This is a genomic window from Marinagarivorans cellulosilyticus, assembly GCF_021655555.1.
Lineage (GTDB): Bacteria > Pseudomonadota > Gammaproteobacteria > Pseudomonadales > Cellvibrionaceae > Marinagarivorans > Marinagarivorans cellulosilyticus.
Genome location: NZ_AP023086.1, coordinates 1870300 through 1885571, shown reverse-complemented (window position 1 = coordinate 1885571; position 15272 = coordinate 1870300). Strand labels below are relative to the sequence as shown.

The 15272-nt window shown below is 45.3% G+C and carries 15 protein-coding genes; 9 read left to right on the top strand and 6 right to left on the bottom strand.

Annotated features, from left to right (window positions below; translation table 11 throughout):
- Positions 1–295: 295 nt before the first annotated feature.
- Positions 296–3304 (bottom strand): PEP/pyruvate-binding domain-containing protein, encoded by a 3009-nt coding sequence (locus MARGE09_RS07485; RefSeq protein ID WP_236986714.1) that lies wholly within the window; start codon positions 3302–3304, stop codon positions 296–298.
- A gap of 443 nt (positions 3305–3747) precedes the next feature.
- Between MARGE09_RS07485 and MARGE09_RS07480 the strand changes: the two genes are divergently transcribed.
- Positions 3748–4080: a glutaredoxin family protein gene (locus MARGE09_RS07480; RefSeq protein WP_236986713.1), complete on the top strand. Its 333-nt coding sequence runs from the start codon at positions 3748–3750 to the stop codon at positions 4078–4080.
- Between the two features lie 243 nt (positions 4081–4323).
- On the opposite strand, the gene MARGE09_RS07475 is transcribed toward MARGE09_RS07480, so the two are convergent.
- Together MARGE09_RS07475 and MARGE09_RS07470 are read right to left on the bottom strand one after the other, a co-directional pair.
- Positions 4324–5397 (bottom strand): AI-2E family transporter, encoded by a 1074-nt coding sequence (locus MARGE09_RS07475; protein WP_236986712.1) that lies wholly within the window; start codon positions 5395–5397, stop codon positions 4324–4326.
- Between the two features lie 49 nt (positions 5398–5446).
- Positions 5447–5908 (bottom strand): hemerythrin domain-containing protein, encoded by a 462-nt coding sequence (locus MARGE09_RS07470; protein ID WP_236986711.1) that lies wholly within the window; start codon positions 5906–5908, stop codon positions 5447–5449.
- A gap of 241 nt (positions 5909–6149) precedes the next feature.
- Here MARGE09_RS07470 and MARGE09_RS07465 point away from each other — a divergent pair, with 241 nt between their 5' ends.
- From MARGE09_RS07465 to MARGE09_RS07455, 3 genes are read left to right on the top strand one after another with little or no spacing between them, the layout of a single operon-like run.
- Positions 6150–7718, top strand: coding sequence for a TonB family protein (locus MARGE09_RS07465; RefSeq protein ID WP_236986710.1), 1569 nt, complete (start codon positions 6150–6152; stop codon positions 7716–7718).
- 22 nt (positions 7719–7740) lie between these two features.
- Positions 7741–8982 carry a porin gene (locus MARGE09_RS07460; RefSeq protein ID WP_236986709.1) on the top strand — a complete coding sequence of 414 codons (1242 nt, stop codon included), beginning with the start codon at positions 7741–7743 and terminating at the stop codon, positions 8980–8982.
- Between the two features lie 9 nt (positions 8983–8991).
- Positions 8992–9432 carry a hypothetical protein gene (locus MARGE09_RS07455; RefSeq protein WP_236986708.1) on the top strand — a complete coding sequence of 147 codons (441 nt, stop codon included), beginning with the start codon at positions 8992–8994 and terminating at the stop codon, positions 9430–9432.
- 68 nt (positions 9433–9500) lie between these two features.
- On the opposite strand, the gene MARGE09_RS07450 is transcribed toward MARGE09_RS07455, so the two are convergent.
- From MARGE09_RS07450 to MARGE09_RS07440, 3 genes are all read right to left on the bottom strand, one after another.
- Positions 9501–10133: a hypothetical protein gene (locus MARGE09_RS07450; RefSeq protein ID WP_236986707.1), complete on the bottom strand. Its 633-nt coding sequence runs from the start codon at positions 10131–10133 to the stop codon at positions 9501–9503.
- Between the two features lie 126 nt (positions 10134–10259).
- Positions 10260–11804: a mechanosensitive ion channel family protein gene (locus MARGE09_RS07445; RefSeq protein WP_236986706.1), complete on the bottom strand. Its 1545-nt coding sequence runs from the start codon at positions 11802–11804 to the stop codon at positions 10260–10262.
- 61 nt (positions 11805–11865) lie between these two features.
- On the bottom strand, positions 11866–12108 hold the full coding sequence (locus MARGE09_RS07440) for a DUF1328 domain-containing protein (protein ID WP_476703465.1): 243 nt from the start codon (positions 12106–12108) through the stop codon (positions 11866–11868).
- A 509-nt stretch (positions 12109–12617) separates the two neighbouring features.
- Between MARGE09_RS07440 and MARGE09_RS07435 the strand changes: the two genes are divergently transcribed.
- The 5 genes from MARGE09_RS07435 (at position 12618) to MARGE09_RS07415 (ending at position 15240) form a co-directional block, all read left to right on the top strand.
- Positions 12618–12920, top strand: a complete 303-nt coding sequence (locus MARGE09_RS07435) for a hypothetical protein (RefSeq protein WP_236986705.1) — start codon at positions 12618–12620, stop codon at positions 12918–12920.
- A 4-nt stretch (positions 12921–12924) separates the two neighbouring features.
- Entirely contained in the window at positions 12925–13392 is a 468-nt protein-coding gene (locus tag MARGE09_RS07430; RefSeq protein ID WP_236986704.1) for a hypothetical protein, read from the top strand.
- Positions 13379–13660: a hypothetical protein gene (locus MARGE09_RS07425; protein ID WP_236986703.1), complete on the top strand. Its 282-nt coding sequence runs from the start codon at positions 13379–13381 to the stop codon at positions 13658–13660. Before MARGE09_RS07430 ends, MARGE09_RS07425 begins: the two co-directional genes overlap by 14 nt.
- Before the next feature lie 105 nt (positions 13661–13765).
- On the top strand, positions 13766–14887 hold the full coding sequence (locus MARGE09_RS07420) for an AI-2E family transporter (RefSeq protein WP_236986702.1): 1122 nt from the start codon (positions 13766–13768) through the stop codon (positions 14885–14887).
- Between the two features lie 158 nt (positions 14888–15045).
- Positions 15046–15240: a hypothetical protein gene (locus MARGE09_RS07415; protein WP_236986701.1), complete on the top strand. Its 195-nt coding sequence runs from the start codon at positions 15046–15048 to the stop codon at positions 15238–15240.
- Positions 15241–15272 lie beyond the last annotated feature (32 nt).

The following is a 15272-nucleotide window of genomic DNA, read 5'->3' as shown; positions in this document are numbered from 1 at the left end:
GGTCCCAAACACTAGGATACACACCCTAGCATTCAGTCAAAACTCTTGTTGAAACATACCTTTCTTGAAAAGACTGCGAGCGCTGATTCGGCGTTTTCGGTATGGGCTTAAGAACCGGCACGCGTTCGCGGGCACGAACATTCACGCTCGATTGGCCTAGAAACTCAAGCCCCACGCGGCAACTCGAGTTTATGTTTACAGCGATTATAAGGCCTTATGAAGATTGTAGGTTATAGGGGCATATATACTTTAAGGCAGCTTTCACAGCAATTTGCTAAAGCTTGAGCACTAGACCCTAAATACCCCTGCAATCATTAGCAATATTCACATCGCCTATCGGGTAGGGACGCGCCTGTTTAATTAACAGTGTGCGCTGCGCACCTAAAAACTTAAATTCAGATTCCATCGTAAACCATGGGTCGTCGCCCTCTGCGTTTAGCAAACCTTCAAAATGGTTTTGTACCGCATTCATAGCGCAGGCCAGCGCCCGTATCTCTTGCGGTGTTGTAACCGCGCCTTGCACAATACTGCTATGACTGTGGTAAGTAAGCCTTGGCGTGCGGGGCGGAAATTGATAAACCAATTGTTCGGTAATTACGCCAGGGGCGGGGTTCGTTACGCTGGCTTCGCCACCTTGTGAATTAAAATAATATTGATCCGAGCGCGTTGGGTTAAGTATATTCCTAGCAATGGCAACACCGTTAGCGCGCTCATTGCGAAATGCTTGGTGCACCAATATACCCATGGCCACTTGCGACTGATCAACCCGCGCATAATTGCGTTCTTCATACGCGCGAACATTCCATAGGCTGGCCCATACCGCACGCATAGCATCTTCTACTTTTCTATCGTCGTCGCCAATTTCTGCACTTTGGGATGTATACAGTCCTGCGCCGTTAAAATTAGATAAATCTTCGGTATTACTGCTGCTGCGAAATCGAACACGATCAGAACCGAATTTCTGCGCTACTGCCGCTTCGACTTCGGCAAGTAAAAGTGCATCAACCGGATGCTGCAGTATCATTTGCTGCGCTGTGTGTAGCACCGTACGCCGATAAGAAACATCAGTTTTAAATAGTTCTTGAGCCATTTCCGCCATTAAATACGCTTGCGCGCCGCTGGCAGAGAAGTGATCAAGATAATGGCGCATCGGAATGGCAAAAGCTTTTTCTGGTACAGCAAAACTTGCACCCTCAGCGCATCGAGTCGCCAAAGGCGCCAGATTAAATAGCTCTGCTAACTGGGCCGCTTTAGCGCCAATTGTGGGTAATGCATCGATACCGCTAACGCTTAAATCGATAAGGTGCTTGGTGACATCATCTAAGCGAGGTACTAACACTTCCGTATTGGGGTTGTGTTGCGCCCAAAATACTTCAGCTTCTTCAAGGGCTGCTGCTCTTATTGAATAACCACTCGCAGACACCTCAAAACGCACCAGTTTATTTAATAAGGCCATTATCTCAGGGGTTAAGCGAGCATTTGGCAAAGCCAAATTCGGTGTGCCACGCCCTTGGCTTAAAATATTAACGTGCGCTAAAGGCGTTTGAAATGCCTCGGTAATTAGGCCTCCAACAAAACCAATATCGTTAGGAACATCATTTGTAATCACAATGGTTTTTGGCCCTAAAAATGCCGAGTCCAACTCGCTGGTTTCTATAAACTCTAATGTTCCGTAGGCCACTCCTGAGGCCAGCGCCTGTAATGTTAAATTTTGAAAAGGGGCGTTGGGTCCAACAATAGGTAGCTCGCCCTCAATAAGTCTAGCCCGCGCGATTTGGCTTTCGTTTTGCGGCCGGTACACCCAGCGTGTGGGCTCTGGCATGGCTGCTGTTGCAGTATAAAAAACATCGATTATTTGTGGCGCAGTAATGGCATCGCCAAAAGTGAATTCTACCGCGCGTATATCCGCATTCGCATGGTGCGATAGAGTCCCCAAGTGGTAGGAGCGGGTTACGCTGTTGGCATAGTTTTGTTGTGAAAACTGTGCCCAGCCTCGATTAAATTCTTGCGCCTGTACACTATCGCACCGGTTAAGCTCTGGTAGGTTATTAATCACTTCACGCACAAACGTATAATGTAACGGCCAGCGCTCCGAGCTTAAATAATGCACCGTATTGCCATTATTAATATCGATAACAAATTTTACCGATGCAATATTGGCTTTCCCCATTCCCTTTTCGAGCGCATTAAAATCGTTCGGGGTATACAAACCCCGCGCGCGATTACCTAGCTCACGCGATGGCAATACCGTACATTGGTTATCGGCATTTTCGCTTGCGCCTTGGCAAAAATTAAAATTGTAAGGTGTCGTAGTTTTTCGCGCTAATACCGCTTGCTCGGGCCAATACATAAAAGGTACTGCATCCACTTTTGTCGCATTATTGGTACCTACGCGGTATAGCACTACGCCGCCTTCAAAAAAGGGCTGCAAGACCAATGCTTCAACATCACTAGCCGTTAACCCTACACTGGTTACTTCACCTGGGGCCAACATTTGGTTAGGTAGAATAATTGCCAAATCGCGATTCCATACCGGCAAGGGCGAGTTTGCATCCATAGCACCCAGCGTTAGTTGGTAATTATTAAGGTCAACGGGCTCGCTGCTAAAATTTTTTAACTCAATAAAACGGGCTGGGTTTAATGCCAACTCGTTAATCGCAAGGCCTGTAGGCACCATCGACGATGGCCAACCAGATACATCGTAATTGTCAAACTTAATCGTATCCTCTACCGTTGGCGCGGCAATGGCTTGGCAGCTAGCACCATTGCTTTTTTGCGGGCTGGTATATCGGCACTGGCTAAAATTGCCACTAATTGAAGGAAAGCGAGCATAAGCTTGGTTATCATCGAGTTTAGGCACAGCCACTTCATCAACAATAATATTTTCACTATTAAATAATTTCAGTGTTTCGCCACTACTGCTAATTTTGAACGGTAAATGCTTCTCGCCTTCTTCTGGCGCATCATCAGCCCAAAGTACAATCACTTCTTGCGGTTGCAATAAAATGCTTGGCAACCCTATAACTGGCGAGCCGCCATCAGCAATGGAAAAGTCACTAAGGTCCAACGGGCCATCACTCGCGTTGGCAATTTCAACCCAATCATCGAGTTCACCATTTTCGTCGATATAAACGCCTTCGTTATTCGATATAATTTCGTTAAAAACTAAGCTTGGCTCCAACTCTGGCTCAGGTTCTGGCTCGGCCATACAGGAGGCCAGCAGTACCGAGGCCATGGCGATAAACAACCGCGTGGAAAAAGCAGAAGCACTTAGTTTTAATGTATTTTGTTTTAGGCGAATCACCTGGTAACCTCTTTTATCATGTCAACAGTAGCGCACTTATTTTTAAAGATAAAACAGTGATAGTGAACGAACAAAGGGCTTTAAGGCAAATACAATAATGTAAGAGTTTGTGAAAGTGTGACAACGCATGCTTATACACTCGCTTTACAGGGCACAACACATCAATGGGCGCCGCCACAGCGCTATATCGCCCTTTGGCCCTGAAGTGCTACAATCCAATATCTTTACTATGCGCATAAAAAACCTATGGGCACCTCTAAAAATAGTAATTTTTGTGTGAGAGCAAGGAAGCACCGCCCGGAGAGCCGCAGTTTACGTGGTGTAAATGAGGACTCGAGGACGGAGCTGACGCTGCTATCGCGGAAAAAGTGCATTTTTAGAGATGCCCCTATTTCCATATTCTATTTTAGTAGGATGCAGCAGCAAAAAACGGAGGTTTACCGGTGTTTCGAAAGTTTTTATTGATTGTTGCCGCTGGCGCTATTTTTCAATACTGGGGCGACATTAAACAGTTTATTAACCCGCCACCCGACTTTTCTCAAGATCACGACGGTAAAGTTATTCTTTACGCTACGGCATGGTGCGGCTATTGCGCCAAGGCACGCAAGCTTTTAGACGATCACAATATTGATTACTACGAATACGATATCGAAAAATCCGTTGAGGGGCACGAGCAATATAAAGCCTTAGGTGGCCGCGGTGTTCCGGTTTTACTGATTAAAGGCCAAGTCATTAAGGGCTATAGCCGCGAGAAAATGTTAGCGCTGATTCAATAAATTTCAGCATATGCTCACATGGATCTTGCACTGCGTATTCTTTGTGATAACGCGGCAAAAAATCAAGGCAACTTTTTTGCAAAGCCGGCAATTGGGTTGTTAATGCTTGCTGTATTACAGGAAACCATTGCTCCCATGTGCTTGCCGGCGGAATACCCACCCCCGGCGCGGCAGCCTGCTCGGCTGTTTGTTGCTGCTAGCTTGTATACTTTTTGAGTACTACTTTTCGAGGACAGCCTTCAATTAAGAGGCATTTTGGGGTTTTCGATTATCGTCGTTCTGATATTCGCGAATGAATATGCCCCACACAGCAATAAACAATGCCGCAATTAAAGGCCCCACAACAAAGCCGTTAACGCCAAATAAAGCCAACCCGCCTAATGTTGAAAGCAAAACGATATAGTCGGGGATTTTTGTATCTCGGCCAACCAGCACAGGCCGTAACAGGTTGTCGACCAAGCCAATAACCAACACACCTACCAACACTAAAATGATGGCTTGTGGATAACTGCCCATAATGGCAAGGTAAATTGCCACAGGCACCCAAATAATAGCCGCGCCAACCGCAGGAATTAACGAGCAACAAGCCATTAGCACCCCGCAAACAAACGCGGCGGGTATCCCCAGTAACGCAAAAGTAATCCCGCCCAGCGTGCCTTGCACAATAGATACAACCATATTGCCTTTAACTGTCGCGCGCGTTACTTCGGCTATTTTTTTGAATAATAAATATTCACGGTCATCGCCTAAAGGCAGTGCTTTATAAAGCAAAGCCAATATATTTTCACCGTCGCGCAAGAGGAAGAATGTAACATACAGCATCACGCCCACATCAAGCGCTAAAGTAAATGTGTTTTGACCAATTGCCCACGAATTCTTGGCAACCACTTTACCCGCAGACATGGCGCTGTCCGATAGCTTTTTTTGTGCGCCATCGAGATCCATACCCATGCGATCTAGCCATTGCTGCAGTACCGGTACCGCCTCTTCTACTTTTGTAATGTAGCGTTCGAGATCAAGCTCGCCTTGCTCAAATTTTTGATACAGCGCCGTTAATTGATCCACCACCGAAGACACGGTAACAATAATTGGCACCACGACAATAAAAAAGCACAACATGAGCGTAAGAAAAGCATTTACATTAGGCTGCCGAGGCCAGCGCTTAAAAAACCATTGCTGTACGGGGAAAAAGACAATAGTTACAGCAACCGCCCAAAAGATAGGCGCAAAGAAGGGCTTTAAAAGCCATAAAAAAGCCACTGAAACAGCGGCCAATAAAACGAAGAAAAACTGCCTTTCTATGCGCTTTTGTATCATTTTAACCACCGCCCAAGTATTGCACTTTTACAGCATGTATAAGATGCCGTCACTTAACCGCTTTATAGCTTACCGAGTCTTGCGCCTCGTCACGCTCCTCGATATATGCTTGCGCCAATGTAATTTTTTCCTTTTCATTGAAAATTTTACCCGCCAGCTGAAAGAACTCGTGCTCTTCCTCATCTAAATGATGATGAATGCGGTGCGCTAAATGCTTAGCTTGAACCAACCAACTAGAGGATGTTGGATCGGTTTTATCTAGGGATTCAATCAGCTCGTCCATCTCATGATGCTCGGCAACGCCATGGCGCGCCTTCTCCTGTGTGAGGTCGTGATTCAATAAAAACGTATAGAACTGGCGCTCTTCCGCGATAGCGTGCGCATTCAGCTCGCTTTTAAGCGCGCAGAATAACTGCTCGCGGGCGTCACTACTGCCGTGGGTTTGGGTTAACGCATCTGCCAATTCGCGCTGCTTATCGTGATCTTGTCGTAACGCTTCAAAAATATTCATAAGCCGTACTTTACCTACTAGGTTAAATTCACTGACCTAGACCGTTTGCAAATAGTACGCCAGCCGCCGCCCCAAAAAACAGGCCCTGCCGAAACGCAGAAATACCAACACTATGGGCCTCTTAGAATAAACAGCCCATAGTTACGGCAACAAGACAATGAATACTTTGAGGTTGTTTCGTACGCCATTATTGCTATAGTTAGCCACCTTCCAAGCACCGCAAATTGAAAATACTCTAATCATGACTTTGACTGAATGGATAAACACTCGGCAGGCATCGGCGGCCTGTTACCTACTGTGTTTACTGACCCTTCTCACAAGCCCATACAGTATGGCGCTTGCAAGCAGTCAGCTTAATGGTATTGGCACATACAACCATATGGGTAAAAATTATTACCTTGTTGCCTATTACACCTCTCACAGCTGCGAATCGACACCTCAGTGTGAGCAAGCTACAACTCCCGCTCGGTTTACGCTCAAAATAACCACCCCGCGCTGGACGGCACATAGCTATAGCTTGGTATGGCAACGCGAGCTTGCCAGCAATAATGAAGACACTCTCGATAAAGCCAACATGAAGGCCCTGCTCGCCTTTACCCGCATTGCCGAAACACAACTAACACGCGGCGATACGATCGATTTAGCCTACGACGGCAGCGATACCACTATTGCGGTGAATAAAGTCTTTGCGGTTCGCGCGCCCAGCAAAACTTTATTTAACTACATAGGCCGGGTTTGGCTAGGCCCTGTGCCGCCATCGCGCGAATTTAAGCAAAATATGCTCGCAGGCCATCAAGGCTCACACGATCAAGCGGTGCTGGATAGTTTCAATGCCTTAAAGCCAACAGCTGCTCGAATGAGCCTGCTAGACACCTGGCATTCAAAAAAAGCCAAACCTGCCGCAGTACCTAAAAAAAATAAACCTGCACCTACAACAACAAAAAGCAGTGCCCCCATACCGCCGGTAACACCCGCGATAGCGACAAGCACAGCGCCAAAACAAAAAACATCCACGCGTGAAACTAATATCTCAAAAACGAGTACATCAAAAACTAACACCTCAGAAGCCAAAGCCCTTAAAACCATACCCCCTAAAATCAAAGCCCCTAATACTAAAGCCCCTGCACCCATTGCGCGCGAGCAACAATTGGCAGCATTGGAGTGGCATATTCACAATACGCTATACCAACAGGTGGAATACCCAGCTTGGGCAAAGCAATTAGATCAACAAGGAAGTGTGAGTGTCACCTTCACCCTGAACAGCCAACTGGCATTAATCAGCATTGATAGTATTGAGCCTGCACATGCAGGTTTACTGGGCGAAGCGGTTGCAAATGCCTTGCAGCGCAGCCAAGCTTTTAGTTTTCCGCCGGGCATTGATATAAGTATTGAAGAAATCACCACCACTTATCAGCACGACTTTTCACTTAGCCAGGCCACACCCGCGCCCACTAAGCCTAGCGGTATCAGCGATGCCACTTTCGAAAAACTTTTAACTGGCACGAACAACAGCACCCTAGCGCCGATAAATATCGATACCAACGCTTTGCGTGCACACATACGCCAATATGTGGACTACCCCTACTGGGCAAAAAGTTTACGCCTAAAAGGCACTGTAAAAGCATTGATCACTTTAAACGCACAAGGACAACTAGAAGACGTCACCATCATGGAAGGCTCCCGCCACGCGGGTTTTAATAAAGCGATTGAAGACGCCGTGAAAAAAGCAGCGCCCTATCCCGTTCCAACACAACATCCTGATAGCGATAGTTTAATCAGTTTCGATTATCAACACGTTTTTACCCCTTAACGTTTACATTCTAGGAGTTTTTATGCGCTACATGCCATTACTGCTCAGTGCAGCAATCGTCGCGCCAGCCGCCCACGCCGACATACAACTAAACGGTTTTTTAAGTGCTGTTGGCGGTACAGCAACAGACGAGCCTATTCGCAACTACGAAAAAGATTTTACTTTTACACAAGACAGCATTTTTGGCCTGCAAGCACGCGCAGACCTTAGCGACAAACTCAGTATTACCGGTCAGCTCGTTAGCCGCGGCAAAGACGATTTTGCCACCGAACTGGCTTGGGGCTATCTCGCTTACGAGGCCTCCAAAAACCTAACATTACGCATGGGCCGCTTTCGCACCCCTTTTTACTTTTATTCCGATTTCTTAGAAGTGGGTTACGCCTACCCTTGGGTTGCACCTGCACACGAAGTGTATGAAGGCCTTCAGTTTGACAATATTAATGGTATGGATGCGATCTACAATGTGACCTTATTCAATACCATTGAAGCGCAGTTTCAAACCTATTTTGGCTCTATGAACGATGAATATGCCTTAAACAAAAGCGGTCAAGTTTTAGACGCTCAAACACGCAATAACTTAGGGTTATCGGCAACTTTTGGCATTGGCGACTTTTCGCTTCGCGCCAGTGCGCATAGCGCAAAAACAACCGTACACGATTTTAACGATATCGTATTAGATAAAGAATCCCAAACAACCCTTGCTTCATTTAAGCTCCAGCTTGAGCAACTCGGTGCAGCCGCACCCACACTGGGAGTGCCGGCGTTATCACAAATGACGCAAGAACTGATTACCGAGCTTGACCTTAACGATACAGAAACGACTTTTACGCAGATTGGTTTAAAGTACGATGGCGAATACTTGTTTGGTGTTGCCGAAGCCACAAACTTAGATTTTAAAACCGGCCCAGCAGCAGACCAGCAACGCTACTTTGTTAGCACAGGCGTTAACATTGGCAGTACGGTATTGTTTGTAAGCTACTCTGAAGCAGATGATGAAGCGGTAGATTTATCAAAAGAATTAACTGCACTGAATCAAAATCCCGCTTTAGCGCCAACCCTTACCCCCGTTATCGATGCATTAGATGGCATTAGCCAAGCTTTAACCGTAACCAGCAAAACGACCAGCGTCGGCATTCGCTACGACTTCGAACCTGGCGCAGCACTTAAACTACAATTCGATAACATCGATACCCCCGATGCCACAGACCCGACCAAAACAAACAGCCAAGGCCTAGTTCGCTTTGGTGTTGACTTGGTATTTTAAGGAGCCACCATGAAAAATACTTTTCGTTCTGCTGCTATCCGGGGAGTTATCTCACTTGGTAGCTTATATGCAACAGTTTGTTCTGCTGATATCGCAGTGATCGCACACCCCAGCGTTAATAGTTCTCAACTCAACGCCAAAGAAGTGCGTAATATATTTTTAAACCGCTCGAACGTTTTAAAATTATCGCAAGACCCTGTTATTACCGTTTTTGATTTGAATTCTGATACCAGTAAATACTTTTTCAAAAATGTAATGCGAATGACGCCCAGCAAGTTTAGGGCGCATTGGTCTACGCAGATTTTTACCGGAAAAGGCGTACAACCAACGTACATAAATAATGCCGACGAGCTTATTTTGTCCGTGGCGAATACACCCAATGCGGTTGGTTTTGTCGATGATGCCGAAGCGCTGGCTGGCGTGAAAGTACTATTTACAATCGCAGAATAAAAACTAAAGTGTACCTCTAAAAATGCCGGCAATATTGCCGGCATTTTTTAGGCTTGAAAAACTCACTATTAAAAATGATAACGCGCGCCCAAAGCTAAGGAGTTTTGATCACCGCTAAAGCCCACATCACCGGTTAAAGCAAATGCGCGAGTAAAATGGTAGGCCCCACCCAAGCTGGCCGTTAAGTCACCATCACCCAGGGTAGAATGCTCCAGCTCCACATATCCTTCCAGCCTCTGGCGTAAATATCCCCGCAGGCCTGCCGCTGCAACAGGGCCAGAATCACCGCCACCACCATCGTAATCACTATCGGCAAAGCTTACAACGCCATACATATGCCAGTAGTCGCCCCAAGGGTGGCGATAGCCCATTCCCGCTTTAAGCGTAGAGGAGCCACAACCTTCATCGCCGCTCACATCGGTATAGTCGCCTGTCACATAAAAACCATCGGTCAAAGTAATCGATGCATCCAATACTAAACCATCTTGGTTACAGTCAAAATCATCTAAGTTTTGTGAAAGGTAGCGTAAACCCAAATAGTTATACGAAGGCCTATGAGTATTATCGGTATGCGGATTATTGGCGTTTTGCGCATAAACTAAGCTGCCCGAAAAACCGCCCGCAACCAACGCGGCGCCAGCAAATAATGATCTGATTTTATTCGTTGAATAGGTGTTTGGATTAAATACTGCATTTTTCATCGTGTACTCCAGTTTTTCACATTTACATTTTATTTTTTTACTTTCGCCAAATATTGGCATATTTAAAGCAGCGATTTTTCCTGAAAGCAAAGAGGCAGCGCGCTATCGCAAAAGGCACATTTCCCCCTAATGTTCACCGCCCTCTTCATGCTCTGCGTTGTCTCTATTTTTTGCTTTAGCATTGGCACTTGGCGTATCACTCGACGATACACGCTGCGCTTTAGGTGCATCTTCTTCAGCACAAACCAATGGGTTATCTTGCGATAAATTGGTGGCCTTAACCCGCAAGGGAGGAGCCTTACCGTCTTTATCTTCGCCAAAATAAATGGTTTGGTGCGGAAACGGTATTTCAATACCTTGCTGATCAAAGGCTATTTTCATGCGGCGGTTATATTCACGCCCTACTGTCCACTGCTGGATAGGCTGGGTTTTAACGCGCGCTTTAATCACCACGGCGCTATCGGCAAATTGATCGACGCCAAAGATTTCTAAGGGTTCTAATATGAGCTTGTTAAAATCATCATCTTTTCGAATATCTTCATCAATAGCTTTCAATACATTCATTACTTGATCAGCATCTTCACGGTAAGCAATGCCTATATCAAAAATGTAATAACTAAAGTCTTTGGTTAAATTCTCTACCACATCTATTTCACTAAATGGCACCGTATAGACAATACCAGACAGATCTCGAAGTTGAACCTTGCGTATTGTGATTTTTTCGACCAAGCCTGCCCGGCCAGAAAGGCGCACCACATCACCAACCTGAATAAGGTCTTCCAATATTATAATAAAGCCAGTTAGCAAATCTTTAATTAGGGTTTGCGCGCCAAAACCTACGGCAAAACCAACCACTCCAGCCCCCGCTAACAATGGCATAACGTTAATACCCACTTCTGATAATGCCATCAATATAAAAATCACTAAAAAAGTAATGTAGACAACATTTTTTGCAATTGGCAATAGCGTATCAACACGTGAAGTATGGTGGCCGCCCCAGCGCCTAAATGCGCGTTCAACAAGCGAGACTGCCAACTCCATAAAAACAGAACCTAAAAAGATAATAATAAATAGAGTGGCCAAAGTCCCCATCAACGATGTAACCGCAGGCTTAGCAAGCCAATCATCAACCGGAAGCTCCCACACCAGCGCAACCCCAACCAATGCAGAAAAAATTATAAAAGTAGCAACCAAGGCACGAATTAAATTAAAGTAGAAATGTGCTTTAGACGCAGGCAGCGCCGCTTTTCGCAACGCAGATTTAGCTTTACCTTCTAGCTTGCTCAACAGCAACTTTAATAGCCAAAAAAGAAGCACGCCGAGCGCAATCAATAGCACAGTGAATATTGTTTTTTGCACCGCCCCCTGATTTAACCCCGAGCCATCAATCCAACCATCTAAGGCGCCAGTCCAAGAATTGGCTAGCTCATCGACAGAAATAGTATCTGAAATATCTAATAAAGAGTCACTCTCGGTTGAACCCGAGCCTTCTGCTTCAGAATTTTCAGCCTCATCTTTAACTTCTGAAGTTTGGGGAATTGGCAGAATTTGCGCAACAGCGGTATCAGCCCAACCACAACAACTAATGATCAAGGCGAAAAAAACTACACATTTCGCCATTGATACTGCCGTTAAGCTACGCGATAACGCTCCGCTATTTAGAAAAAACATACCCTCCCCCTACCACCAGATAATAAAAAAAACAGAAAAACAATCGAGTAATAAGCTCAAATCATATTTTCGGCTTTCGCCCCAAAACCAATGTAATTAAAAAGATCACTAAAAATACAAAAAATAAAATTTTTGCAATACCTGTTGCAGCGCCAGCAATACCACCAAAACCCAGTACAGCAGCAACTAAAGCCACAATGAAAAATACAATTGAATAATAAAGCATTGTTTTCTCCCCAATAATAAAAGGCGTTGTTAATTGCGCCGTATTAATTAGCTGCATGCTAGCCTTAAGACAATGCATCACAGTTATTACCTACCTAGCGAAAGCTATGCCAAAAATAGTATTAGCGATAAATATGACAAAAACACTGTAAGAATAAGGTAAATAGAACATTGCTACGGACTATCTACATCTACCGGTAGAGAATAAAACTTCAAATTAGGTAGTTATTACAAAGCACAGGAATAACTTTGTAATAACTACACGCTTTTAGGTTTTTAGTCATATTTAAAAACAAACGCGCTAAGAAATTGGAGCACTCTACCCAAGTAACGGCTGCCATTTTTTTAAGAAAACAACTGATATATAAGGCTAAAACTAAAAATGGCATTAGCCTATCACTTAGCTTTAAGCAAACTGGCACGGCGATTGAATAACCTCTATTACCTAGCATCAAAAAGCTTCTGTGCAGGTTTCTTGCGGTATGTTGATTAGCCATCGAGCGCACAACAAAGAACACAACAAGAAGCGTATTAATCTAGGCGATGATTAACGAAACCACTAACAAACCTAATAGAGAGAGAAATATTATGGCTACTACAGCTTCTAAAACAAAAAGTAATACAGCAACCAGTGACGCAGATGTAACCGCTAACGACTCACTCAGCGATGCGTTTCAGCATATGCAGGGTGCAGCCAACAGTGTGAAAGCGGCCGCAAGCACATTAACTTCAAGCTCCTCGGTAGCCGCTCGTGAGGCCATTGCACAAGGTAAAGAAAAAGCTTATGCAGCATCTAATCAGGCAGATGGCTGGGTAAAAGAACGCCCTTATACAAGCATGGGTCTAGCCTTTGCCGCCGGTGTTGTATTGACTGGCCTATTAAAGAAGTAAAGTCATGATAAATACTGAACATACCGAGGAGCCTACCAGCGCCTCACAAAAAGCGCATGCGGGTGAGTCCAACGGCTCGCCCGATGCAGATTTTACCGGTTTGATTCAGGAGGAGTTAAATTCCATTACCCAAGCCGCGACAGAAGGCCTGCGATTTGCAAGAGCGGCCACCCAAATGGCAATGCAAGAAGCTGGGCATGCGCTAGCAGGCTTGCCCAGTCTAGTTATATTGTGGTTATCCATGTGGCAATTAGCATTAGCAACATGGATGACCATAGTAGGCCTAGCAGGTTGGCTAGCCTATAGCGCAACGCAATCTGTGGCCTTGGCAATAACCGCAAGTATTATTCTGCAAGTAATTGGTTTGGGGGTTTGCGCGGCGCGCATTGCCGCATTACAACAACGCTTTAACATGCAACGCACTAAGGCCTTGCTAACAACCGCTAAGGAGTCACTCAATGCGAAGCCCTAAACAATGCTTAAAAAGCTTTATAAATCACCATACGCAGGACAGCGAACTACACGCCAAGCTCGATGCGCTAGAAGGTGAAGCCCTTAATAGCCTGGCCATATTAAAAGCTTATCGCAAACCCAAAAATCACCCTTCGTTACGCTTAGGGCTTAGAGTCGGCGGCGCTTTTTTGGCCGGTGTTGTTAGTCAAAAAATTAGCGGGAAAACAGCCGCACACATAATGCTTATGGCACGGCGCATCAATGGCGTTTCGCTTTCGTCGGGCTAAAAGCAATACGTTATTAATTAGCGCCAAGCAAGGTCCCGCAGGTGGCTAACATCTCGCTAAGGGCAACCTCCCAAGTACGCTTAAAAAGCTCTCGAGGCAATACGCATGATCCCTAAAGGCCAGCTTGCACACTCTAGCGAGGAGCCACGCTTAGAGTCCCCTCAGTCTACTTCGCTAAAAGCACTGGTTTCGAAACAACTGCTATCAAATAGTTACCGCTCTGTTTGGCTATCCGGGCTACTTATTTTATTGGCCACCTTCTACACGCTTTATTTAACAAAAACACTATTGCTACCCATTTTAATTTCGGCGTTTTTAAGCGTATTACTTAGCCCGATTGTCTATCGCCTAGAAAAGTTAAGGGTACCCCGCTCAGTATCTAGCGCAGCCATGCTGGCCTTATTAATCAGCGCCATCTTCTTCGCGGGCAACTCGGTTATTCCTGCGGCCCAAGACTTCTCCGAGAATCTACCTAAGGCTCTAGGTAAAATCGACGAAACCGTAGCCGAAATGTCCAGCCAGCTTGATGCAAAGCAAGAAAGCTCAAAACCCAAAGACACAAACAAACCAACAGTAAGTACTCAGGCGGTAAGCTACATTACGTACGAATTTTTTATCTCTGCGCCAGTTGTAGCTGTTCAATTAATGTCCATTGTTTTTTTGGTTTACTTCACTTCGGTATTTGGCTCGCAACTGTTCCGAAAAACCATCCGCAGCATTCCAACCTATGCCACCCGCAAAATGGTCGTTAGCAGTATGCGCCGCGTTCAGCAGCACGTTACCCGCTACGTGCTAGTGATATCGACAATTAATTTAGGTTTAGGGTTAACACTGGGGTTAATTTTATGGCTAGCCGGTATTGAAAACTATTTACTGTGGGGGGTAACCACCTTTTTATTAAACTTTATCCCTTACCTAGGGCCGCTCATTACCGCGCTAGCACTATCTTTTGGTGTTTATATCGAGTTAGGTACACTTGACTCCGCCTTGCTGGCGCTGGGCTTGTTTGCGGTACTGAATCTACTGGAATCCCAAATTGTAACCCCGCTTGCGCTAAGCGCCCAACTGCGCTTAAACCCACTTTTACTTTTTATATGGGTCATGATTTGGGGCTGGATTTGGGGCGCTGCAGGCATGTTTATCTGCGTTCCCCTACTGGTTTGCCTCAAAATAATACTCAGCGCTAGCTTTCCATCCAACGCATGGATCAACATCATCAACAGCTAAGTAAAAATTACAAATATTGTAAAACCGAAAAAGAAAAATTGTAAAAACTACAAAACAATAGCCGGCACCCCACTTAAAATGTAGCCCCACTCTGTTGGCACGCTACATGCAATCCCATAGATATACGATATCCAATACAGGCATAGCAGGAAAACCCCATGAAAATCAACGCGGACGCACTCAAAACTGCTGGCATTTCAGGTCTTCTTCTTTTTGCTGGCCTCTCCATTCCAGCAATAGTCACAGGCGATAGCGCACTATTAGACACCGTAACCACTACTTTTAAACAGCAACTTCAAGAAACATCAACGGATACAACAAGTACCGCCAAAGACAACAATGCTAAATCGTAAACTTTACATAGCGCTATACAAAATTACATTTA